Genomic DNA, 24,288 nt, shown 5'->3' with positions numbered 1-24,288 from the left:
GGGTGTTTGCCGCCAAGCGGCATGACACCGCCGGTTTTTCGTCTTCGATACATTTCCCTTCTCCCCGCAAAATCCCTCAAGTCCTTTGTTTACCGGGTCGTGGGCCGCCAGAAAAAAGTTGGTCTGCAAATTGCTTATGGCTCAGCAGTACAGCGGTGGGCGGCAAACGCCCGGCATGCAGAGGAAAGAGTGTGGACAAGTACCTTTATGTGGCAATGACCGGCGCCAGCCAGAACGCACTGGCGCAAAAGGCTCATGCCAACAACCTGGCGAACATCTCCACCAACGGTTTTCAGCGCGACCTGGAGCAGGCACGTTCGATGCCGGTGTTCGGTGACAGCTTTCCGGCGCGTGCGTTTGCCATGAGCGAACGGCCCGCCACCGACTTCACGCCGGGCTCGCTGGTGCAGACCGGTCGTGACCTCGACGTGGCTGTGTCGGGTAACGGCTGGATCGCCGTGCAGAACCCTAATGGCGGTGAAAGCTACGTGCGCACCGGCAGCCTCAATATCGATGCCCTCGGCGTGTTGCGTGCCGGCAACGGCATGCCGGTCATGGGCAATGGCGGGCCGATCGCCGTGCCGCCGGAGCAGCAGGTGGAAGTCGGTGAAGACGGCACCATCAGTATCCGTGCGATGGGCGAGGGCCCGCGCGTCATGGCCGAAGTCGACCGGATCAAGCTGGTCAATCCGGACATCAAGAACATGAACAAGGGCCTGGACGGTTCGATTTACACCAAGGACGGCCAGCCTGCGCCGGCCGATGCCAACGTCAAGCTGGTGTCGGGTTTCCTGGAGTCGAGCAACGTCAATGCCGTGGAAGAGATGACGTCGGTGCTGGCCCTGGCCAAGCAATTCGAATTGCACGTCAAGATGATGAACACCGCCAAAGACGACGACCAGGCCATGGCTCGGGTCTTGCAGATCAGCTAATTATCAGAACGTCGCGCCGTAAAACAGGCGCACGAGGAGAATCGAATGCTTCCGGCTCTATGGGTTGCCAAAACCGGTCTGTCCGCCCAGGACACCAACCTGACCACCATTTCCAACAACCTGGCGAACGTGTCGACCACGGGTTTCAAACGTGACCGCGCCGAGTTCCAGGACCTGCTGTACCAGATCAAGCGTCAGCCAGGCGCCCAGTCGACCCAGGACAGCGAACTGCCGTCGGGTCTGCAAGTGGGTACCGGTGTGCGCATCGTCGGCACCCAGAAAAACTTCACCGCCGGCAGCCTGCAAACCACCGAGCAGCCGCTGGACATGGCCATCGACGGTCGCGGTTTCTTCCAGATCCTGCAGCCGGACGGCACCACGTCCTACACCCGTGACGGTACTTTCCACCTCGACTCCAACGGCCAGATCGTCAACGCCAGCGGTTTCGCCCTGGAACCGGCCATCGTCATCCCGAACAACGCCCAGACCTTCACTGTGGGTCGTGACGGCACCGTGTCGATCACCACCGCCGGCAACGCCGCATCGCAAGTGATCGGCAACCTGCAAACCGCTGACTTCATCAACCCGGCCGGTCTGCAAGCGGTGGGCAACAACCTGTTCCTGGAAACCGCCGCTTCCGGTGCGCCGCAAGTCGGTACGCCGGGCCTGAACGGTTTCGGTACCACCCTGCAGAACACCCTGGAAACCTCCAACGTCAGCACCGTGGAAGAGATGGTCAACATGATCACCACCCAGCGCGCGTACGAGATGAACTCCAAGGTGATCTCCACCGCCGACCAGATGCTCTCGTTCGTAACGCAGAATCTGTAATCAAGTCTATGAGGCGGCCATGAGGCTGCCTGCAACACCGTGAGGTAAGGGTCATGAAGCGCTTTGTATCTGTTGTGGCATTGAGCGGGGTCGTCTCGCTCGCGGGCTGCGTCGCTCCGACGCCCAAGCCCAATGATCCTTACTACGCCCCGGTGTTGCCGCGCACACCGTTGCCGTCGGCCGCCAACAACGGCTCGATCTATCAGGCCGGTTTCGAGCAGAACCTGTACAGCGACCGCAAGGCGTTCCGGGTCGGTGACATCATCACCATCACCCTGAACGAGAGAACCCAGGCCAGCAAGAACGCCAACTCTCAGGTGGCCAAGAACAGCAAGACCGGCATCGGCCTGACGTCGCTGTTCGGCAGCAGTGCAACCACCAACAACCCGATCGGCGGCAATGACCTGAGCCTGAGCGCCAGCTATGAAGGCGACCGCGCGACCAAGGGTGACAGCAAGGCGGCCCAGGGCAACACCCTGACCGGCTCGATCACCGTGACCGTCGCCGACGTGCTGCCCAACGGCATCATCGCCGTGCGTGGCGAGAAGTGGATGACCCTCAACACCGGCGACGAGCTGGTGCGGATCGCCGGTCTCGTGCGTGCCGATGACATCGCCACCGACAACACCGTGTCCTCGACCCGGGTCGCCGATGCGCGCATCACCTACTCGGGCACCGGTTCGTTCGCCGATGCGAGTCAGCCAGGCTGGTTCGACCGTTTCTTCCTCAGCCCGCTGTTCCCTTTCTAGGTGGCTACGTTGAATTTCAGAAGTCTCATGGTGGCCGCGTTCCTGTTGTCGGCGGCCTTCAATGCACAAGCCGAACGGTTGAAGGACATCGCCAGTATCTCCGGCGTGCGTTCCAACCAGTTGATCGGCTATGGCCTGGTGGTCGGTCTTAACGGCACCGGCGACCAGACCACGCAGACCCCGTTCACCCTGCAGACCTTCAACAACATGCTCTCGCAGTTCGGCATCAAGGTGCCGCCGGGATCGGGCAACGTGCAGCTGAAAAACGTTGCGGCAGTGTCGGTGAGTGCCGATCTGCCGGCGTTCGCCAAACCGGGTCAGCAGGTCGATATCACCGTGTCGTCCATCGGTAACTCCAAGAGCCTGCGCGGCGGCACGCTGTTGCTGACCCCGCTCAAAGGTATCGACGGCAACGTCTACGCCATCGCCCAGGGCAACCTGGTGGTCGGCGGTTTCGATGCTGAAGGTCGTGACGGTTCGAAGATCACCGTCAACGTTCCGTCGGCCGGTCGCATCCCGGGCGGTGCGTCGGTCGAGCGTTCGGTGCCGAGTGGTTTCAACCAGGGCAACAGCCTGACGCTGAACCTCAACCGTTCCGACTTCACCACCGCCAAGCGCATCGTCGACAAGATCAACGACATGCTCGGCCCAGGCGTGGCCCAGGCCATCGACGGCGGTTCGATCCGTGTGACCGCGCCGCTCGATCCGAGCCAGCGCGTCGACTATCTGTCGATCCTGGAAAACCTCGAAGTCGATCCCGGTCAGGCGGTGGCGAAAGTCATCATCAACTCGCGTACCGGCACCATCGTCATCGGCCAGAACGTGAAGGTATCGCCGGCCGCCGTGACCCACGGCAGCCTGACCGTGACCATCACCGAAGACCCGATCGTCAGCCAGCCGGGCCCGCTGTCCAACGGCCAGACCGCCGTAGTGCCGCGCTCGCGGGTGAATGCCGAACAGGAAGCCAAGCCGATGTTCAAGTTCGGCCCGGGTACCACCCTCGACGAGATCGTCCGTGCGGTGAACCAGGTCGGCGCCGCGCCGGGTGACCTGATGGCCATCCTTGAAGCACTGAAGCAGGCCGGCGCGTTGCAAGCCGACCTGATCGTGATCTGAGGACGCCGACCATGGATATGCGCAAAAGCGGTCTGGTCAGCAGCAGCGATTCGGGTTCGTACTCCGACCTCAATCGTCTGAACCAGCTCAAGGTCGGCGACAAGAACAGCGACGCGAACATGCGCAAGGTCGCGCAGGAATTCGAATCGCTGTTCCTCGGTGAAATGCTCAAGTCGATGCGCTCGGCCACTGAAGCGCTGGGCCAGGACAACCCGCTCAATACGCCGGCGGCCAAGCAATATCAGGAAATGTACGACCAGCAACTGGCGGTCTCCATGTCCCGCGAGGGCGGGGGTATCGGCCTCGCCGACGTGCTGATGCGCCAGATGTCGAAGAACAAACCAATGGCGCCGGGCGAGGCTGCGGCCGCGTCCGCCGCCAAGCAGGAAGAAGCCAAAGCCAAGGCCGCTGCCGTGGCCACGCCGATTGCCGCCGGCACCGTGGCTACGAATGGTCCGTTGTCGCGACTCAATGGCGAGCGTCCGTTGTGGGCGTCGCGTTCGGTGCATGCGCCGAGCACCGAACTGACCCATCGCAATGACATGGAAATGATCAACCAGCGTCGTCTGGCGCTGCCGCCGAAACTGGCGGATCGCTTGCTCGCAGGTCTGGTGCCGTCAGCCACGCCGGCGGCGACCGCTCAACTGCCGCAACGCGCCACGGCCGCCGCTGCCACCGGTTCCGGCCCGCTGTACAACGGCGACTGGCTGGACCGCGCCGAGGCAGATAAAGCCTCGGGCGGGCAGATGCAGATTTACGGCCGCGCCATGGCGCAGATCCCGCTGGCACCGGCAAAGAAAGCGTTCGGCAACGCCGACGAATTCGTCAACACCATGCTGCCGATGGCGCAGGAAGCCGCCGCGCGAATTGGCGTCGATCCGCGTTATCTGGTGGCTCAGGCTGCGCTGGAAACCGGCTGGGGCAAATCGGTCATGCGCGCCCAGGACGGCAGCAGCAGTCACAACCTGTTCGGCATCAAGGCGAGCAGCAACTGGAAGGGCGATTCGGCCCGGGCGATCACCAGCGAATTCCGCAACGGGCAGATGGTCAAGGAGACGGCCGAGTTCCGTTCCTATGCCTCGTACAAGGACAGCTTCCACGATCTGGTGACGTTGCTGCAGAGCAATAATCGCTATCAAGATGTGCTGAAGTCGGCCGATAACCCAGAACAGTTTGTACGCGAATTGCAGAAGGCCGGTTACGCGACCGACCCGAACTACGCGACGAAGATTTCGCAGATTGCCAGGCAGATGACGGTCAATCAGAACTACGCTGCGGCCGGCGTTTCAACAACGCCCTTATAAACACAAGGTAAGGTTTGAATCATGAGTTTGCTCAATATCGGGATGTCGGGGTTGGCCGCGAGTTCATCCTCTCTGGCTGTGACGGGTAACAACATTGCCAACGTCGACACCGCCGGTTATTCGCGCCAGCAAACCGTGCAGGGCACCAAGTCCTCGATTCAGTACGGTAACGTGTTCATCGGTACCGGTACGACCCTCGCCGACGTGCGTCGGGTGTACAACTCCTACCTTGAATCGCAGCTGCGTACCGCCACGTCGCTCAATAGCGAAGCCGCCGCTTTCGGTGCGCAGGCCACCGCACTGGACGGCTCGCTGTCCGACACCAACACCGGCCTGACCGGCGTGCTGCAGAAATTCTTCACCTCGATGCAAGGCGTATCGACCTCGGCCACCGACGACACTTCCCGTCAGTCGGTACTGACCGGCGCGCAGGCCCTGACCAGTCGCTTCAACGCGCTGGCCAAGCAGATGAACGATCAGAACGCCACGCTCAATGGCAACCTGTCCGACATGGCGTCCCAGGTGAACAAGCTGGCAACCTCGATTGCCACGCTGAACCAGAAGATCGGCGAGATCTCCACCAGCGGCGGCCAGCCGAACGATCTGCTCGACAGCCGTAACGAAGCCGTGCGTCAGCTCTCCGAGCTGACCGGCGCGCAAGTCGTTGAGCGTGGCACCAGCTTCGACGTCTACATCGGCAGCGGCCAGCCGTTGGTCATCGGCAATACCACCAATACCCTGAGCACCGTGCCGCTCAAGGGTGACCCATCGCGCATGGGCATCCAGATGGATCGTGGTTCGAGCACCATCGACATCACCTCGGCGATGACCGGTGGTGAAATCGGCGGTCTGCTGACTTATCGCAAGGAAGTGCTCGATCCTGCACTCAACGAGTTGGGCCGTGTGGCACTGGTCGTTGCCGACCAGATCAACCGCCAGCAAGCCCAGGGCATCGACAAGAACGGTGACTTTGGCGCGGCGATTTTCAACGACATCAACAGTGCCGCCCTGATCAGCCAGCGCAGTATTGCCCAGTCCGGCAACAGCGCAGGTTCGGGCAACCTTGATGTCACCATCAAGGACACCGGCAAGCTGACCACCAGCGACTACCAGGTCACCTTCACCAGCGCGACCAATTACACGGTCAAGCGCTCCGACGGCACCGACATGGGTTCGTTCAGCACCACGACCACGCCGCCTCCGGTAATCGACGGCTTTACCCTGGCCCTGAACGGTGGTGCCCTGAGTGCCGGCGACACGTTCAAGGTCACCCCGACCCGCAACGCGGCGGCCAGCATCCAGACCGTGCTCACCGACCCGAAGAAAATCGCGGCAGCCGCACCGTTGACCGGCGTGGCCAGTGCCAACAACTCAGGCACCTACACTCAGCCGACGCTGACTGACGTCGTCGATATCTACAACCCGGCGTCCCAGGCGGAGCTGCAGAACGCGCTCAAGTATTCGACCCCGGTCAAACTGGTATTCGGTGCCACCACCAGCGGCAGCCAGACTTACAACATGGTTGATGCCAAGGGTGCCACGATCGGTTCCGGCGTCATCGTTCCCGGTCAGGCGAACACCCTGAACCTGAAGATCGGCATGGTCGACTCCACCGGTGCTCCGGTGATGGACACCACCGTCATCCCGAACGTGCAAAAGACCTTCACCGTGCAGACTACCGTGGGCGCGACGCCGAAGTCCGGCGAAACCTTCACCATCAACCTGACCGGCGCAGCTTCTTCGGACAACCGCAACGCCCAGGCACTGGTCGGTTTGCAGACCAAACAGACCGTCGACACCGGCACGGCGAGCAAGGGCATCAGCCTGACCGACGCCTACAACAAACTGGTGACCAACGTCGGTACCCAGGCGGCCCAGAGCAAGTCCGACGGTGCGGCCACCACGGTGATTCTGGATCAGGCCCAGGGTGCGCGGGACTCGCTGTCCCAGGTCAACCTGGATGAAGAGACCGGCAACCTGGTCAAGTATCAGCAGTACTACACAGCGTCTTCGCAGATCATCAAAGCTGCGCAGGAAACCTTCGCCACGCTGATCAACAGCCTTTAAGGAGCCGTAATTCATGCGCATTTCCACCGCCCAGTATTACGCGACACAAGCTGCCCAATATCAGCGCAACTACAGCAAGACGGTCGCGACCGCCAACGAAGCCAGCAGCCTGCAGCGCATCAACACCGCCGCCGACGATCCGATCGGGGCTGGTCGTTTGCTGAAGTTGGGCCAGCAGGCCGCAATGCTCGAGCAGTACAAAGGCAACATTGACACCACCAAGAGCTCGTTGACCGTTCAGGAGTCCACCCTGAGCGCCATCACCACCGCTCTGGCACGTGCCAAGGAAATCGGTCTGGCGGCCAACAACGGCATCGCCACCGACAAGGACCGCCAGGCTTACGCCGCGGAACTTGGCCAGATCCAGCAGCAGGTGCTGGGCCTGATGAACTCCAAGGACGCCAACGGCAACTACCTGTTCTCCGGTTCGAAAACCGATACCGCGCCGTACTCGCAGAACGCCGATGGCACCTACACCTACAACGGCGACCAGACCCAGATCAACCTGGGCATTGGCGACGGCCTGTCGGTGGCCACCAACACCACCGGTTGGGATGCCTTCCAGCAGACCATCAATACCGCCCGGACCCAAACCAGCATGACGGCTCCGGCGGTCGATGACGGTCGTGTGGTGCTGACCAACGGTATCGTGGGTACCGCTGCGACTTACAACGCCAAATTCACGGCCGGCCAGCCGTACACCGTGGATTTCATCAGCAGCACTCAGATCAAGATCACCGATGCCCTGGGCAATGACGTAACCACCGAAGCCAGTCAGAACGGTGCGATCACCAACAGCAACGGTGCCAACCAGACGGTCAGTTTCCGTGGTGTCGATCTGAAACTGAACATCAACCTCAAGCCAGGTGATACCAACCCGGACGCGGTCATTGCCGGTCACAGCTTCCAGCTGTCGGCCACACCGGACTCTTTCACCTCCGTGCGCAGCCCGGGCAACCCGTCGACCGCGGTCATCACCGGTTCGAACGTGACCAACCAGGCGGCCTACAACGGCGCTTTCCCGTCGGGCGGCGGCGCCGTTCTGAAGTTCACGAGTGCCACGGCATTCGACCTGTACGCGGCGCCTGTCACTGCCGACAGCAAACCGGTGTCTTCGGGCACCGTGGTCGGTGGCAACGCTACGGCTGCGGGCGTGACTTTCGCCATCGGCGGCACGCCAGCCGCCGGTGACCAGTTCTCGATCCAGTCCAACAACCACCAGACCCAGAACGTGCTCGACACCCTGGGCCAGATGGTCACTGCATTGAACACACCGATCGATGGTGATCCGGTCGCCAAGCAGAAATTCCAGGGGGCGATGGAGTCGGCGCTGGGCAACATCGACAGCGCCAGCAACCAGATCGGTTCCGCCGTCACGTCGATCGGTGCCCGTGGCCAGTCGCTGGATGACCAGACCACCACCAACGAGTCCCTGATCCAGGCGAACACCACCACTCAGGGCTCGATCCGCGATTCCGATCCGGCCGAGGTGATGACCCGCCTGACCCTGCAGCAGACCATGCTGCAGGCCTCGCAACTGGCGTTCAGCAAAATCAGCCAGCTGGGTCTGTTCAACAAGATCTGACGGCAGGCGGGCGCGCAAGCGCCCGCGTTGCCCTGTTCCTTCAATAGTTAATGTCTTAGCGGTTTCAAGAGCTCGCTTTTCTGGGCGGGTTCGCACCGCCTGTGAGCCCGCCGTGAATTCACTTCCCCTCGTCAGCCTCGTCATTCCAGCCTTCAATCCGCGTTTTTTCGAACGGGCATTGCAAAGTGCCGTGAGTCAGGGCTATGGCAATCTCGAAATCATTGTCTGCGATGACAGTCGTGGTCACGAGATCAAAACCATCGTCGACTCGGTGAGCGATAGCAGCGGCGTGGCGGTGCGTTATGTACGCAATTCCCGGACGCTGGGGCTGGTGGGCAACCTGCACGTCTGTCTCGAACAGGCTCAGGGCGAGTTCATAAAATTCCTGTGCGATGACGACCAGTTGTTCAGCATCTGTGTCGAGCGTCAGGCGCAGGTACTCATCGATCAGCAGGATGTCAATCTGGTCCTGGCTCAGCGCCTGTTCTGGGACGCAGACGATCGGCCGCTGCCGTCACGCCTGCAAAACACGCCGCTGTCTCCGACCTGCGGGCTGTTCAAGGGTGAAGACCTGCTGGCGATCTTCGAGAACTTTCCGGTCAACATTCTGGGCGGTTTCAGCAATGCCCTGTTTCGCCGCGCCGATGTAGTGGAGTTGCTGCCGGCGTTGACCCAGCCGGGGCACTGCTTTGTCGCCAGTCTGGACTTCGCCCTGTATGTCTGTCTGCTGCGCCGGGGCAACATGGTGGTCTCGAACCATGTATTGAGTGTCGAGCGACTGTACCCTGAACGATTGAGCGGTCAGCAGGCCATGCGCGATGCGATCGAGGCCGAGCGTCAATGGCTGACGCAGATGCTCAAGGCGCGCAGCGGCGAGTCGGCGCCTGCACCGGGCTGGGTGCGCTACGTGCCGATGACCAAGGCAGACGAGTCGCCGCGTGTCTGGGAAGAGCTGCCGCTGAGCCGGACACTGGGTACCAAGCAGACGACCCAGGATTGGCACGTGGGCATCTCCAGCGTCAGTTTCGCCGAGCTGTACGCGCAGTGGCTCGAATGCCGCCACCTGACCGAAGGCCAGCGTGAATTGCTGCCGGATACACTGGCCGCGTGGCCGCGTATACCGAAAATCGTTGCACTGATCATTGACGAGCAGGGCAGTCGCTCGGCGCTGGATCTTACGTTGCAATCGCTGGCCGCCCAGGAGTATTTGTCCGAGCTGACCATCGTATTGTCTGCGGCCTGTACCGAGGTGCAGCTGGACGAGCGCGTGGTGCGCATGCCGCTGCAGGATGACTGGCAGCAACAAATCAATGATCTGCTGCCGCAACTCGATGGCGCCGACTGGTTCTACCTGCTGCGTGCCGGCGATCGGTTGGTGGTGCCGGCGCTGCTGGTGATGGCCGAGCGCATTGCGTTGTCGCGTACCTTGACGTGTCTGTACAGCGATGAGGGTGGTCTGTCCCAGGGTGAATCGACCGAGCCGGTATTCAAGCCGGACTTCAACCTCGATCTGATGCGCAGCTACCCCTACGTCGGCAGGGCGCTGGCGTTCGAGCGTGAACGTTTCCTGGCCCTGGGTGGTTTCGATTCGTCGTTTGGCGAACTGGCACCCCACGATGTGCTGTGGCGCATGGTCGAGGAGGGCGGCACGCCAGTGGTCGGTCATATCGCCGAGGTGTTGCTGGAGTCGGCATTTGACCTGGCCAAGTGGCTGTCGGGACCGGAAATGGCAGACAGCAATGCGCAACTGGTCGGCGCACACCTGGATCGGCTGGGCATCGCTCATGACATCCGTCGAGGTGCGTCGAACCTGTTGAACCGGGTCGACTATCACCACGCCCGCCGGCCGCTGGTGTCGATCATCATCGTCAGCAAGGATCAGACGGCGGCGGTGCAGCGCTGCGTCGAGAGCCTGCTGGAGAAAACCGCATACGCCGAGTACGAACTGCTGCTGGTGGACAACGGCAGCGAGAGCGCCGAAGCCCGGGCCTGGTTCGATGGCATGGCGCAATTGGGCAGCGAGCGGATTCGCGTGCTGGACTGCCCGCAGCAGGACAACCTGGCGTCAGTGCGCAATCTCTCCGTGAGTGAGGCCCGTGGCGATTACGTCCTGCTGCTCAACCCGTACGCCGTGATCACCAACGGCGAATGGCTGGCGGAAATGCTCAATCATGCGCAAAGGCCGGAAGTCGGTGTAGTGGGCGCGAAACTATTCAACCCGGATGGCCGGATCGTGCATTCCGGGCTGATTCTGGGTCTGCAAGGGCCGGCCGGCGTACCGTTTTTCGGTGAATCGCTGCAGGCGACGGGTTATATGTATCGTCTGCTGGCGGCGCATGACCTGAGCGCCGTCGGCAGCGATTGCCTGCTGGTGCGCAAGTCGGTTTTCGAGGCCGTCGGTGGCCTCGACGAACAGGATCTGGCGCAGTCGCTGAACGAAGTGGACTTGTGCCTGCGTGTCGGTCAGCAGGGTTATCTGGTGGTCTGGACGCCTTATGCGCAGCTGGCATTGGGTGCGCAGCCGGCCGTTACGCCAAAAGAGGGTGAAGAGGCGCAGCTCGGCAAGGAGCAGGAAACGTTCTACAAGCGCTGGTTGCCCATCGTTGCGCGGGACCCGGCCTACAACAAGAATCTGTCGCTGAACGGCCTTGGCGGGTCGAGCTTCAGTCTCGATCCAGGCTTGCGTACTGGCTGGACTCCGTTCTCCCAGCCACAACTGCCGAAGATCCTTGCGCTGCCGGTCAACGCCTCCGCCATCGGCCACTACCGCGTGACGCAGCCTTTGATCGAGCTGGAAGCAGCAGGTCGCGCGCTGGGGCGCATTCACTACAACCTGCCGACCATCATTGAAGTCGAGCGTCAGTCGCCGGACGTGATCATTTTGCAGGGGCGCTATGCCGAAGCGCCGATCAACGAAATCCCGAGTCTGCAAAAGTACTCCAGTGCGCGGCGGATCTATGAGCTCGATGACTACGTCATCGATGTGCCGCACCGCAATGCGCACATCCGCAACATGCCGAACAAGGACGAAATGGAAAAACTCGTCCGCCGGGCAATTGCCATGTGTGACCGGGTCGTGGTGTCCACGGCGCCGCTGGGCAATGCGCTGTCGAGCATGCATAACGACATCCGGGTCGTTCCGAACATGCTGTCCCGACACATGTGGTGCGACTTGCGCAGCCAGCGCCGCACCTCGAAAAAACCACGGGTCGGCTGGGGTGGCGGCACCAGCCACCACGGCGACCTGGCCGTGATTGCCGACGTTGTTCGTGAACTGGCCAATGAAGTCGACTGGGTGTTCTTCGGCATGTGTCCGGATGATCTGCGTCCGTACATGCATGAATTCCACGGCGTGATCGGCCTGGACGTGTACCCGGCGAAACTGGCGAGCCTCAACCTCGACCTGGCCCTGGCACCGCTGGAGTTCCACATTTTCAACGACTGCAAGAGCAACCTGCGTCTGCTGGAGTACGGTGCCTGCGGATACCCGGTGATCTGCACCGACACCGAGGCCTATCGCGGTTACCTGCCATGCACCCGGATCAAGACCAACACCACGGATGAGTGGCTGCAAGCGATCCGCATGCACCTGGCCGATCCGGATGCGAGCTATCGCATGGGTGACGAATTGCGTGAAGTCGTGCTGCGCGATTACGTGCTGCGTGGGGATAACCTACGGTACTGGGAAAACGGCTGGCTGGCGGACTGATCGGTTCGTACAGGCTTTTTCTCAAAACAGGCGACTTTTACAGTCGCCTGTTTTGTTTTTTTCAGGCTGGTTCCTATCGTTCGGCGTCGTTTGAGATGACCGAAGTCATGGGTCCGAAGTTTATTTTCAGCAAGCTGGCGCTCAGCGCTCTTTGACGGTATCCGGTTCAACAACAACGCAAGGAAGAAGCAATGTCAGTAGTGAATGGAACGAGTGATGTGGATTACCTGGTGGGCACCGATGGCAATGACGAACTCTATGGAATGGGGTCGGATGATCAGCTGATCGGCAGCGCCGGATCGGACGTGCTGGACGGGGGTGAGGGTTTTGACACGGCGGACTATCGCGTGCTGTCTTCGGCCGTCAGTGTCGAAATCGACCAGGACTCACTGACTGTCACGGTGGCCGACGGCAAGCGCGATACCTTGCTCAATGTCGAGAAAGTCATCGGTACCTCTTTGAACGACACCTTCACCAGCAACAACTCCGGTGTGACGCTGGAGGGCAGCTGGGGGGACGATGTGTACATCGTCGGCAGTGAAGGCGTGACCATCATCGAAGAGAATTACGGCGGTTACGACGAGCTGCGCACCAGTCTCAACACCATCAAGATGGACTTCTTCATCGAGAAGCTGACCTTCACCGGTACGGGTGATTTCAAGGCCTACGGCAGTGACACTGACAACGAGATCATTGGCGGTGCCGGCAACGACTGGCTGTGGGGCGGCGACGGGGCGGATCACTTCGTCGGTGGTGATGGCTTCGATACCGTCAGCTACAGCGACAGTTCCGAAGGGGTGAGAATCGCGGACTGGAGCAACTATGACGGGTTGACCATTGCCTACGGAGACACCTTCACCGGTATCGAAGCCATTGAAGGTTCGAAGTTCGATGATCTGATCTATCGCTTCGAAGGGTCGATGATCATTGACGGTTCCGATGGCTACGACACGGTGAGCTATCACCATAACGCAGGGCCGGTCAGCATCGAGATCGGCAGTGGAATCAATGCAGTTGGCGACACCTTTCGCAATGTCGAAAAAATCATTGGCACCAGCAATGCTGATCAGTTCACCGCCAACATCGGTGGCGTGACCCTGGCCGGTGGCGACTGGAACGATGTGTACATCATCAACAGCACCGGTGTGACCATCGAAGAAGTCGAGGGCTTCATGGGCGGCACCGATCAGGTTTACACCACGCTGTCTGTGATGCACCTGGATCCGTTCGTTGAAAACCTGACGTATACCGGGACCGGCGACTTCACCGGCTACGGCAACGACACCTGGAACACGATCGTCGGCGGCAGTGGCAACGACGTGTTGTTCGGCGGTGACAAGGGCGATTCCTTTGACGGTGGCGACGGTATCGATGTGCTCAGTTACGGCGACAGCACGGTCGCCATGACGCTGAACTGGGCGACCCGGGAGTTTTCAGGGATCGCTGACGGCGATACGTACCAGAACATCGAGATCATCCGTGGCAGTGACTTCAACGACACCTTTTACGCCAGCGGCATGTCCTGGTTTTTCGGCCTCGATGGCGGGCAGGGGCAGGATCTGCTGAGTTTCAAATACGCCTTCATGCCGATGACGATCGACCTGAGCGGGGCCGCGTACAAACCCTGGAATCCGGTGCCTGAATACACCGGGATCGAACTGATCGAGGGCAGTCAGTATTCTGATAACTTCATGGGTTCGGCTGGCAATGACACCTTCATCGGTGGTGGTGGCGCAGATGCGGTCGATGGGCGCGATGGCATCGATAGCGTCTGGTACCTCACCAGTGCCTCGGCAGTAGAAATCAATCTGCAGACCGGTATCAACCTGGGTGGCGATGCCCTGGGCGACATGCTGACCAATATCGAAGGCGTGATGGGCAGTCATTTCGACGACACCTTGACCGGCAACGATGCGGACAACACGCTGGAAGGCGGGCGCGGCAGCGATCTGATCAATGGTGGTGACGGTAACGACGTCATCTATGGCGGCCTGGTATCCGATATCGGGCCGTTCAGCCTCGAAGGTGTGGCCGATAATGCGCAGGCCGATCAGTTATATGGCGGGTCGGGTGACGACGTGATTGTCAGTGCTGAAAACGATCTGGGTACCAACGCGTTCGGTGAGGACGGCAATGACGCCGTGACGGTAGTCAACGGCAGCGCCATCGGCGGTATCGGCAACGACGTATTGACCGGCAAGGGCAGCACCTACTCGTTGTTCGGTGGCGAGGGTGACGACCGGTTGATTCTCAATCTGGCCGGCCAGCAGGCATCCGGTGGTTTCGCCAATGGCGGTGAGGGTGATGATACCTACGTGGTGAACACCTCCGGTCTGGTGGTGATTCAGGACGGCGGCACCAGCCTGAACGACACCCTGATCCTGAACGCCATTGCCAACGCCAGCCAGTTGGGCGTTACCCGTATCGGTGACGACGCCTATCTGCACAGCGCCAATGACGGCAGCACCGGGGCACCGACCAATGGCGTGAAACTGGCGGGCTGGTATGCGGGCTTCAATAGCATCGAGCACATCCAGACCGCTGATGGTCAGGTTTACAATTTGCCGGCCGCTGTTGACGGGTTTGCCATGTTCGGTTGATCCGGTCGACGCACGGGAGTTGTTTGAAGGGAGGGATGAAGCCGGCAACGGCTTCCTCCCTTTTTTCATGGGCAAATGTCCTGCCGACGCGCAGCCAGCGGAGCTGGCGCGTTTCCTGCAAGTCCCCCTCAAATCGCCATAAAACGAGCGCTCGCGGTCATTGCCCCTGCGCCCGTACCGGCAGAAAGGTTTAGCCAGAAGGCCGCAATGCGCAAAAAGCAGCGCGCAGCCCTGTGACGAACGAGAGGGGAGACCATGAAGGCAGTTATTTTGGCGGGTGGCCTGGGCACGCGCATCAGTGAAGAGTCGCACCTCAAGCCGAAACCGATGATCGAGATCGGTGGCAAGCCAATTCTCTGGCACATCATGAAACAGTATTCCGCCCACGGGATTCATGACTTCGTGATTTGCCTTGGCTACAAGGGCTACGCGATCAAAGACTTCTTCGCCAACTACTTCCTGCACACCTCCGACGTGACGTTCGACATGCGTGAAAATCGCATGGACGTTCACCAGAACTACAGCGAACCGTGGCGCGTGACGCTGATCGACACCGGCGAGGAAACCATGACCGGTGGCCGTCTGCGCCGCGCCGCACGCTATCTGGAAAACGAACAAGCCTTCTGCTTCACCTATGGCGACGGCGTCTCCGACCTGAATATCAGCTCGCTGGTGGATTTCCACCTGACTCACGGCAAGTTGGCGACAGTCACCGCCGTACAACCGCCGGGTCGCTATGGCGCGCTGGATCGTGACGGCGACCGGGTTCTCGGTTTCACGGAAAAACCGCGCGGTGACGGTGGCTGGATCAACGGTGGTTTCTTTGTGCTCTCGCCCAAGGTTTTGCCGCTGATCGAAGGCGACGAAACCTCGTGGGAGTCCGGCCCGCTCGACGGTCTGGCCGAGCGCGGCGAGTTGATGGCGTACCAGCACGAAGGCTTCTGGCAGCCAATGGACACCCTGCGTGACAAAAACCACCTCGAAGCGTTGTGGCAGAGCGGGGAGGCCCCATGGAAGCAATGGGACTGAGTCCGGAATTCTGGCGCGGCAAGCGGGTTCTGGTCACCGGTCACACCGGTTTCAAGGGCAGTTGGCTGACCCTGTGGCTGCAAAGCCTCGGTGCGCAAGTCAGCGGTTTCTCCCTCGACCCGTCGACCGAGCCGAGCCTGTTCGAACTGGCGCGTGTGAGCGAAGGCATCAACGACCAGCGCGGCGACCTGCGTGACCTCGGCGCCTTGCTCGAGATCATCGCCGACACCGAGCCGGAAATCGTCCTGCACCTGGCGGCCCAGCCGCTGGTGCGCGAAGGTTATCGCGATCCGCTCGGCACTTATTCCAGCAACGTCATGGGCACCCTCAACCTGCTCGAAGCGATTCGTCAGGTTGGTTGCGTGCGGGCCTGCGTGCTGGTGACCACCGACAAGGTCTACGCCAACAAGGAATGGCTGTGGCCGTACCGCGAGGACGAAGCCCTCGGTGGACACGACCCTTACAGCAGCAGCAAGGCCTGCTGCGAGTTGCTGGCGCAGTCTTACGCGGCATCGTTTTTCCCGGCCGACAAGTACGCCGAGCACGGTCTGGCCCTGGCCACCGCGCGCGCCGGCAACGTGTTGGGCGGTGGCGACTTCGCCCCTGAACGGCTGATCCCCGATGTACTGAAAGCCTGGACGGCAGACGAGCCGGTGACCCTGCGTTATCCGCAAGCCGTGCGCCCGTGGCAGCACGCGCTGGAGCCGCTGGCCGGCTACCTGCAACTGGCCGCCGGCCTCTATGAAGATGGCCCGGAATACGCCGGCGCGTGGAACTTCGGCCCGGGTGAAGCGGACATGTGCAGCGTCGGTGAAGTGGTCGAACTGCTTTCCAACCGCTGGCCTCAGGCCCGTGGCCTGCGCCTCGAAAAGAGTGACCTGCACGAAGCCGGCCTGTTGCGTCTGGACAGCAGTCGCGCCCGTCAGGTGCTGGGCTGGCAACCGCGCTGGTCGTTGCAGCAATGCCTGACCCAGACCCTCGACTGGCATCTGGCGTGGCAGAACGGCGACGACATGCGCACCGTGACCCTCGGCCAACTGAACCTGTACCGGGGCGCGCTGTGAGCGAGTTTTCCTTGAAACCGTTGCCGCTGGCCGGGTTGTTCAGCGTCCAGCACAGACGCTTCGAAGATCAGCGCGGGCACTTCGCCCGGCTGTTCTGCGAAGGCAGCCTGAAAGCGTTCGGCAGCGAATTCCACATCCGCCAGATCAACCATTCCTGCACCCGCGAGAAGGGCAGCGTGCGCGGTCTGCATTACCAGAATGCCAATGCGCCGGAAGCCAAACTGATCACCTGCCTGCGCGGTGAAGTGTGGGACGTGGCGGTGGACCTGCGCCCGGATTCCGAAACCTTCCTGCACTGGCACGCCGAGCACCTGAAGGCCGGCGACGGTCGCAGCCTGCTGATTCCGGCCGGCTTCGCCCACGGTTTCCAGACCCTCACCGAAGACGCCGAACTGCTTTATCTGCACAGCGCCGATTACGCGCCGGAGCACGAGGGCGGCCTGTCGGTGAACGATCCACGGCTGGCGATTGCCTGGCCGTTGCCTGTCAATAATTTGTCAGCGCGTGATTCCAGCCATCCCGCGCTCGATCAACACTTTGCTGGAGTGCGTCTATGAACTGCCGTGGGTGCGCCGCACCGCTGAGCCTGCCGCTGATCGACCTCGGCACCTCGCCACCGTCCAACGCCTACGTGCATGCCGATCGGCTGGAGCAGGCCGAACAATGGGTGCCGCTGAAGGTCGCCGTGTGTCAGCAATGCTGGCTGGTGCAGACCGAGGATTACACCTCGGCCGACAGCCTGTTCGACGCCGATTATGCCTACTTCAGTTCGTTCTCCAGCACCTGGCTGGCCCACGCCGAGCGTTATGTGGCCGAGATGGTCGAGCGTTTCGGCCTGACCGCCGACAGCCGTGTTGTGGAGGTCGCCGCCAACGATGGCTACCTGCTGCAATACGTGGCCGGTCGCGGCATCCAGTGCCTGGGCGTCGAGCCGACCCGCAGCACCGCGCAGGCAGCACGGGAAAAAGGCCTGGAGATTCGTGAACTGTTCTTCGGTCGCGACACCGCCGCCCAGCTGAAAAGCGAAGGCTGGGCCGCCGACCTGATGGCCGCCAACAACGTGCTCGCTCACGTGCCGGATATCAACGATTTCCTCGGCGGTTTCGCTGCGCTGCTCAAACCGACCGGCGTCGCTACCTTTGAATTCCCGCAACTGCTGACGCTGATGGCCGGCGCGCAGTTCGACACGCTGTATCACGAACACTATTCGTACCTGTCGTTGACCGCCGTGCAGACCCTGTGCGAACGCAATGGCCTGGAAGTGTTCGACGTCAACCAGCTGACCACCCATGGCGGGTCGCTGCGGGTGTTCGTCCAGCGCAAGGACGGTGAACGCCGCGCCGTGCAGCCTGCCGTGCAGCAGCAGTTGCAGGCCGAGCTCGACGCCGGGGTGAAAACCACCGGGTACTACGCGACGCTGGCGCCGGCCGCCGAAAACATCAAGCACCAGTTGCTGCGTTTTCTGTTGCAGGCCAAGGCCGAGGGCACGCGCGTGGTCGGCTATGGCGCGGCAGCCAAAGGAAATACCTTGCTCAACTTCGCCGGCGTGAGGACGGATCTGCTGGCCTGGGTCGCCGATGCCAACCCGCACAAACAGGGCAAGTTCCTGCCGGGCAGCCGCATTCCGATTGTCGAGCCCGAACGCATCGAGCTGGAAAAGCCCGACTACATCCTGGTGCTGCCGTGGAACCTGTTGAGTGAAGTCACGCAGCAACTGGCCTCGGCCAAAACGTGGGGCGCACGCTTTGTCGTCGCCGTTCCGGAGTTGAGCATTCGATGAGCAGAATTCATTACACCAAACCCAGCGTCGGCGAACTCGAAGCCCGCTACACCCTTGACGCCGTGCAGAACGGCTGGGGCGCACGTTGCTACGAATACCTGACCCGCTTCGAGCACGGTTTTGCCGAGCACCTGGGCGCGACCTACGCCATCGCCACCTCCAGTTGCACCGGAGCCCTACACATGGGCATGGCGGCGCTGGGCATCGGCGAAGGCGATGAAGTGATCCTTGGCAACACCAACTGGATCGCCTCGGCGGCGCCCATCACTTATCTGGGCGCCACGCCGGTGTTCGTCGATGTGCTGGCCGACAGCTGGTGCCTCGACCCGCAGCAGGTCAGAAACGCGATCGGCCCGCGCACCAAAGCCATCCTGGCGGTGCATCTGTACGGCAATCTGTGCGACATGGATGCCTTGCTGGCCATCGGCAAGGAATTCGGCATTCCCGTGATCGAGGATGCAGCCGAAGCCATCGGTTCGCAGTGGCGCGACAGGGCGGCGGGCTCGCTCGGTGCTTTCGGGGCTTTTTCGTTCCATGGCACCAAGACCATGACGACTGGCGAGGGCGGGATGTTCGTCACCTCGGACAAGGCCTTGTACGAGCGCGTGCTGACCCTGTCCAACCACGGTCGGGTGGCCGGCTGCACCAAGCAGTTCTGGCCCGAGTTCGTCGGTTTCAAATACAAGATGAGCAACCTGCAGGCGGCCGTCGGTTGCGCACAGGTCGAGCGGATCGAAGAGTTGATCGCGCGCAAGCGGGCGATCTTTGCCAACTATGCGCAGGCGCTGGAAGGCGTGCCGGGTGTGTCGCTCAATCCCGAGCCGGCTCACGGGCGCAACGGTTACTGGATGCCGACCGTGGTGTTCGATGCCGACACCGGTATCCATCGCGACCAGTTGATCGCAGCGTTCCAGGCCGCCGACATCGATGCCCGGGTGTTCTTCTGGCCGCTGTCGACGCTGCCGATGTTCAGCGGGCACAACGTTGACACGCCGGTGTCATTCGCCCTGCCGGAGCGCGCCTTCAACCTGCCGAGCTATCACGACATGACCGACGCCGATCAGCAGCGCGTCGTGCAAGTGGTGCTGGACTTGCTGGCAAGCAGGCCCGCGCCGTGAAGATGTATCTGCTGGGGGCCGCCAACCCGGAAGCGGTACGCATGCTGCACGCGGTCAAACGCAGTACGCCGAATGTCGAATTCGCGTTTCTGGACAACGATCCGCGCAAGCACCACACGATGTTTTACGGGGTGCCGGTGGTGGGTGGTTCGGAGCGGGTCGCCGAGCTCAATGGGCCGGACGTGCGCTTCGTCAATCTGATCACCGGCAGTACCCGGTTACGCTACGAAACCACGTGTCAGTTGGTAGATGCAGGGGCGAAGCTTGGTCAGTTCATTCATCCCGGCATCGATCTGAGCATGATCCGCATGGGGCAGGGCAGTTATCTGCAGGAAGGCGTGTTGATGCAGGCCGAAGTCGAACTCGGCGACAACACCAGCATCAGCGCCGGCAGCGTCGTGGGACATGAGGGGCGAATCGGTCACTCGGTGTTCATGGCGCCGGGCGTGTGCATCGCCGGCTGTGTGGAAATCGGCGACGGCACGTTTATCGGTACCAACGCCACGATCCTGCCGCGCCTGCGCATCGGTCGCTGGGTGACCATCGGCGCCGGTGCCGTGGTGACAAAAGACGTTCCGGATTTTTCGGTCGTGGTGGGCAATCCCGCCAGGATCATCAAGACCAACACCGTGCCATACCCTGACGCCAGGGTGTTCAGGTAAGCCGTTTTCCCGAATTTTTGGAGAGTCGCAATGAATCCACATGAGCAGTTTCGCGAAGAAGTAAAAGCCAACATCGAAGGCCTGCAACAGGACAAGGCACTGCAAACCGAATCGCTGGGCTGGGTCGGCACCACCGCAAAACACAAGTACACCTACAACTTCAGCTGGATGGGCCGGCCGATCATTCAGTTCCCGCAGGACATGGTCGCCATGCAGGAAATCATCTGGAACCTGCGTCCGGACGTGATCGTTGAAACCGGGATCGCCCACGGCGGTTCGCTGGTGTTCTACGCCTCGATCCTCGAACTGATCGGTCACGGCGAAGTGCTGGGCGTCGACATCGACATCCGCCAGCACAACCGCGAAGCCATTGAAGCGCACCCGATGTTCAAGCGGATCAGCATGATCCAGGGTTCGAGCATCGATACCGCCATCGTCGACCAGGTACGTGATCGCGTGCAGGGCAAGAAAGTGCTGGTGGTGCTGGACTCCAACCATACCCACGAACACGTCCTCGAAGAGCTGCGCCTGTACGCACCACTGGTGTCGGTGGGCAGCTATTGCGTGGTGATGGACACCGTGGTCGAAGACATGCCCGAAGACGCCTTCCCGGATCGTCCGTGGGGCAAGGGTGACAACCCGAAAACCGCTGTGTGGGCCTACCTGGAAGAGAACAGCGATTTCGAAATCGATCAGGCCATTCACAGCAAGTTGCTGATCACTGTCGCGCCGGATGGCTATCTGCGTCGCGTTCGTTAATCGACAAAAACAACGTTGAGTTTTCGGCGACTCGCCGCTTGTGGGGAATTTATGCAAGGCAAGAACAGTTCTGGACACGATTTGGCACTCAACGAACAGTTGACCGTTGTGCTGATATCTCACGAACGCCCGGCGTTTCTGCGCAGGGCCGTGCGTTTCTACAGCGCCCTGCCGTGCAGGATCCTGGTGCTGGACTCGTCCGCCGAGGCATTGCCGGGCGTGGCCGGGCAATTTGCCAACGTGGAATATCAGCATCTGCCGCAGTTCGGCTATTGGGGCATCCGCGCCAAGCTGGCCTACGGCGTGCAGCAGTTGCAGACCCCCTACATGGTGTTCGCCGCCGACGATGACTTCCTGGTGCACGATGCCTTGCACCAGGCCGTTGACTTCATGGATGCCAACCCCGACTACAGCTTGTGCCACGGCTACAGCATGATGTACCTGACGCTGGCCAATGGCGTCAGCTACTACCGTCGTGACAAGAAAGTCTGCGAGGACTACTCGGCCGATCGTGCCCAGGATCGCCTGCTGGAATACATGTCCCAGTACCTGCCGCCGTTTTATGCGGTGCAGCGCACCGAGATTCTGCGCGACTGGTATGACGCGATGCCGCAAGACACGATCTTCCAGTGGCAGGAAGTCGGTCACACGTACTACATGCTGGCACGCGGCAAGGCACGTATCCTGCCGATCCCCTATGTTGTGCGTGAAATCAACTATCAGCATTCCGATCACAACACCGAGATCTTTCACTCACTGGCTTACACCGACGCCAAATCGGTGTCCGAGCGAGAGGCGTTTGCCACGTTCCTGGCCGGGTTGCCGACCCAGGTCGAGCATCAGGATCCGCAACAGGGAAAACAGTTTGTCCTGCAAAGTTTCGAAGCCCTGGCCGACAGCCTGCGCACCGGTCGGGCATTGACCGCCGAATTGATTCTGGAGTCGACCTGGACCGATATCGAAGCCGGCCCGCAGCGCCGCTTCGGGCCGAAACAGTACGTCGAAATGCCGTTCTACAATCAGGCGTTCTTCGATCAGTTGACCCAGTTCGAGTTTCTGCTGCACGCCATGCCGGCCGGCCGCATCCAGTTGCAAGGCCTGGAAGGCATCTGGGCCCGCCAGGAAAACCTGATGCAGGCCCGCAACAACGACACACCGGAAAGCGTGGTGGACCGCTTGTGGCAAGCCCACGACGCCAACGTATTCAACCGCACGGTGATCAACCGTCTGGTGGCGCAACTGCAATTGCTGGGCGAGGACGAAGACGCCGAAAAACTGCGTGCGTGGGTCGCTCGACTCGAAGCGGTGTCGCTCGAAGGCAATCAGGCGGTATTCGGCAAAATGCTGACCGGGCGTTTGCTCAAGTGGCTCGATGAGCGTCAGCCGGATGCCGGGCAGGCCCAGGCCATTGCCCGTCAACTGGCGGCCAATGGCGGCAGTCCGCAGTTCGGCATCTTCCTGCTGGATCTGGACAACGACATCGACAAGCTGCAGGTCACCCTGGACAGTCTGCTGGAAGGACACAGCAAGGCATTCAAGGTTGTGGTGTTCACCACCGGTGAACCACCGGCCGCGACCACGGCGCAGAATACCTTGCACTTTGTACGGGTGACCCAGGGCAACTTTGTCGACAAGCTGAACCTGAGCGTCAATCAATCGCCGTGCGACTGGCTGCTGCTGGCCGAAGCGGGCGACGAGTTCACCGCCAGCGGTCTGCTGCGTGCCGGTCTGGAACTGCAGTCGGCCGACGGTTGCCGTGCGGTGGCCACCGATGAAATCCAGCGCAGCGCCGACGGTGCCCTGGTGGACGTGTTCCGTCCGGGCTTCAACCTCGATCTGCTGCAAAGTCTGCCAGCCCTCATGGCGCGGCACTGGCTGATCCGCCGTGAAGTGCTGATCGAGGCGGGTGGTTATCAGGCCGACTTCAGCAAGGCGCTGGAATTCGACCTGTTGCTGCGCATCATCGAGCAGCGTGGTCTGGGCGGCCTCGCGCACCTCGACGAACCACTGCTGATTACCCGCTCTTCGGAGCTGGCAGAGAACACCGATGAACGTCAGGCGCTGCTGCGTCACCTGGGCAATCGTGGCTACAAGGCCAAGATCACCTCGTCGACGCCCGGCACTTACCAGATCGATTATCGCCACACCGAGCAGCCGCTGGTGTCGATCATCCTGCCGGTCAGCGATGATCTGCCGGCCTTGCAACGTTGCCTGGAAGGCGTGTTGCTGAGAACCCGCTACACCCGCTATGAAGTGTTGCTGGCGGCACGGGCTGGTCAGTCAGCCGCCGTCAACGACTGGCTGGGCACCCTGAGCCACGCCAAAGTCCGCGTTCTGCATGCCGATCAACCGCTGAGCGACGTGGCGTTGTACAACGCCGCCAGCCAGCAGGCGCAAGGCGAGTACCTGGTGCTGATGGCCGCTGACAGCGAAGTCGTCAACCCGAACTGGATCGAGTCGCTGCTCAACCATGCCCAGCGTCCTGAAGTGGGCGTCGTCGGGCCGAAGCTGGTCGACCGCGACGGGAAAGTCTCCCAGGCCGGTCTGATTCTCGACGCGGATGGCACCGTTGGTTCGGCCTTCATCGGCGAGAAGCACGACGCCGAAGGTTACATGCATCGTCTGCAGGTTGATCAGAACTACTCGGCCGTGTCGGGCGTGTGCCTGATGGTGAGCAAAGAGTTGTTCGACGCCCTGGGCGGGCTGGACGCCAAAAGCTTCGACGAAGGTTTCAGTGACGTCGACCTGTGCCTCAAGGCCGGTCAGGCCGGTTACCTCACCGTGTGGACGCCGCTGGTGCAGGTGCTGCATGACGGGCAACTGTCGCAAGCGCCGCAGGCTCTGGAAGCACTGGCTGAAAAATGGTCCTCCGTCTTCGCTCAGGATCCGGCCGGTAACCCGAACCTGATCCTCAGCGGCAAAGGTTTTGGTCTGAACGAACGTGCTGCGGTGAATTGGGCGCAGTGGCTGGGCTGATGCCTCG

At 61.3% G+C, this 24,288-nt stretch carries 17 protein-coding genes; all 17 read left to right on the top strand.

Features of this window, described 5'->3' with window-relative positions; translation table 11 throughout:
• Nucleotides 1–191: 191 nt before the first annotated feature.
• The 17 genes from ACKUG4_RS22065 to ACKUG4_RS21985 all read left to right on the top strand — a co-directional run bounded on the left by ACKUG4_RS22065 (nucleotide 192) and on the right by ACKUG4_RS21985 (nucleotide 24,281).
• Entirely contained in the window at nucleotides 192–932 is a 741-nt protein-coding gene (locus ACKUG4_RS22065) for a flagellar basal-body rod protein FlgF (RefSeq protein WP_007958343.1), read from the top strand.
• A gap of 45 nt (nucleotides 933–977) precedes the next feature.
• A complete protein-coding gene (flgG, locus tag ACKUG4_RS22060; protein WP_039765524.1) occupies nucleotides 978–1,763 on the top strand; it encodes a flagellar basal-body rod protein FlgG in 786 nt (261 codons plus the stop codon).
• A 53-nt stretch (nucleotides 1,764–1,816) separates the two neighbouring features.
• Complete coding sequence (gene flgH / locus ACKUG4_RS22055; protein ID WP_039765527.1) at nucleotides 1,817–2,512, top strand: flagellar basal body L-ring protein FlgH; 696 nt, start codon at nucleotides 1,817–1,819, stop codon at nucleotides 2,510–2,512.
• 27 nt (nucleotides 2,513–2,539) lie between these two features.
• Nucleotides 2,540–3,628 (top strand): flagellar basal body P-ring protein FlgI, encoded by a 1,089-nt coding sequence (locus ACKUG4_RS22050; RefSeq protein WP_039765528.1) that lies wholly within the window; start codon nucleotides 2,540–2,542, stop codon nucleotides 3,626–3,628.
• 11 nt (nucleotides 3,629–3,639) lie between these two features.
• Nucleotides 3,640–4,932, top strand: a complete 1,293-nt coding sequence (gene flgJ, locus ACKUG4_RS22045) for a flagellar assembly peptidoglycan hydrolase FlgJ (protein WP_064594290.1) — start codon at nucleotides 3,640–3,642, stop codon at nucleotides 4,930–4,932.
• Nucleotides 4,933–4,953: 21 nt separating this feature from the next.
• A complete protein-coding gene (gene flgK / locus ACKUG4_RS22040; protein WP_440814257.1) occupies nucleotides 4,954–6,999 on the top strand; it encodes a flagellar hook-associated protein FlgK in 2,046 nt (681 codons plus the stop codon).
• 13 nt (nucleotides 7,000–7,012) lie between these two features.
• A complete protein-coding gene (locus tag ACKUG4_RS22035; protein ID WP_064594294.1) occupies nucleotides 7,013–8,584 on the top strand; it encodes a flagellar hook-associated protein 3 in 1,572 nt (523 codons plus the stop codon).
• A 112-nt stretch (nucleotides 8,585–8,696) separates the two neighbouring features.
• A complete protein-coding gene (locus ACKUG4_RS22030) occupies nucleotides 8,697–12,293 on the top strand; it encodes a glycosyltransferase (RefSeq protein ID WP_445434830.1) in 3,597 nt (1,198 codons plus the stop codon).
• Between the two features lie 191 nt (nucleotides 12,294–12,484).
• Nucleotides 12,485–14,893, top strand: coding sequence for a calcium-binding protein (locus tag ACKUG4_RS22025; RefSeq protein ID WP_445434829.1), 2,409 nt, complete (start codon nucleotides 12,485–12,487; stop codon nucleotides 14,891–14,893).
• Nucleotides 14,894–15,148: 255 nt separating this feature from the next.
• Nucleotides 15,149–15,922, top strand: a complete 774-nt coding sequence (gene rfbF / locus ACKUG4_RS22020) for a glucose-1-phosphate cytidylyltransferase (protein ID WP_011333025.1) — start codon at nucleotides 15,149–15,151, stop codon at nucleotides 15,920–15,922.
• Nucleotides 15,904–16,986, top strand: a complete 1,083-nt coding sequence (gene rfbG, locus ACKUG4_RS22015) for a CDP-glucose 4,6-dehydratase (protein ID WP_192563975.1) — start codon at nucleotides 15,904–15,906, stop codon at nucleotides 16,984–16,986. Before rfbF ends, rfbG begins: the two co-directional genes overlap by 19 nt.
• Nucleotides 16,983–17,543 carry a dTDP-4-dehydrorhamnose 3,5-epimerase gene (gene rfbC, locus ACKUG4_RS22010; protein ID WP_085611546.1) on the top strand — a complete coding sequence of 187 codons (561 nt, stop codon included), beginning with the start codon at nucleotides 16,983–16,985 and terminating at the stop codon, nucleotides 17,541–17,543. Before rfbG ends, rfbC begins: the two co-directional genes overlap by 4 nt.
• Nucleotides 17,540–18,766, top strand: coding sequence for a methyltransferase domain-containing protein (locus ACKUG4_RS22005; protein ID WP_445434828.1), 1,227 nt, complete (start codon nucleotides 17,540–17,542; stop codon nucleotides 18,764–18,766). Before rfbC ends, ACKUG4_RS22005 begins: the two co-directional genes overlap by 4 nt.
• The gene (locus ACKUG4_RS22000) at nucleotides 18,763–19,884 is read left to right on the top strand and encodes a DegT/DnrJ/EryC1/StrS family aminotransferase (RefSeq protein ID WP_445434827.1); all 1,122 of its coding nucleotides are present in this window, start codon (nucleotides 18,763–18,765) and stop codon (nucleotides 19,882–19,884) included. The genes ACKUG4_RS22005 and ACKUG4_RS22000 overlap by 4 nt, the downstream gene beginning before the upstream one ends.
• Entirely contained in the window at nucleotides 19,881–20,546 is a 666-nt protein-coding gene (locus ACKUG4_RS21995) for an acetyltransferase (RefSeq protein ID WP_064594314.1), read from the top strand. Before ACKUG4_RS22000 ends, ACKUG4_RS21995 begins: the two co-directional genes overlap by 4 nt.
• Nucleotides 20,547–20,576: 30 nt before the next feature.
• Nucleotides 20,577–21,305, top strand: coding sequence for a cephalosporin hydroxylase family protein (locus tag ACKUG4_RS21990; protein ID WP_064594315.1), 729 nt, complete (start codon nucleotides 20,577–20,579; stop codon nucleotides 21,303–21,305).
• A 51-nt stretch (nucleotides 21,306–21,356) separates the two neighbouring features.
• Nucleotides 21,357–24,281 (top strand): glycosyltransferase family 2 protein, encoded by a 2,925-nt coding sequence (locus ACKUG4_RS21985; protein WP_445434826.1) that lies wholly within the window; start codon nucleotides 21,357–21,359, stop codon nucleotides 24,279–24,281.
• The last annotated feature ends 7 nt before the right edge of the window (nucleotides 24,282–24,288 follow it).

Source organism: Candidatus Pseudomonas auctus (genome assembly GCF_048654275.1).
In the GTDB taxonomy this organism is placed as follows: domain Bacteria; phylum Pseudomonadota; class Gammaproteobacteria; order Pseudomonadales; family Pseudomonadaceae; genus Aquipseudomonas; species Aquipseudomonas pharyngis.
This window is presented reverse-complemented; position numbering and strand designations above follow the sequence as displayed.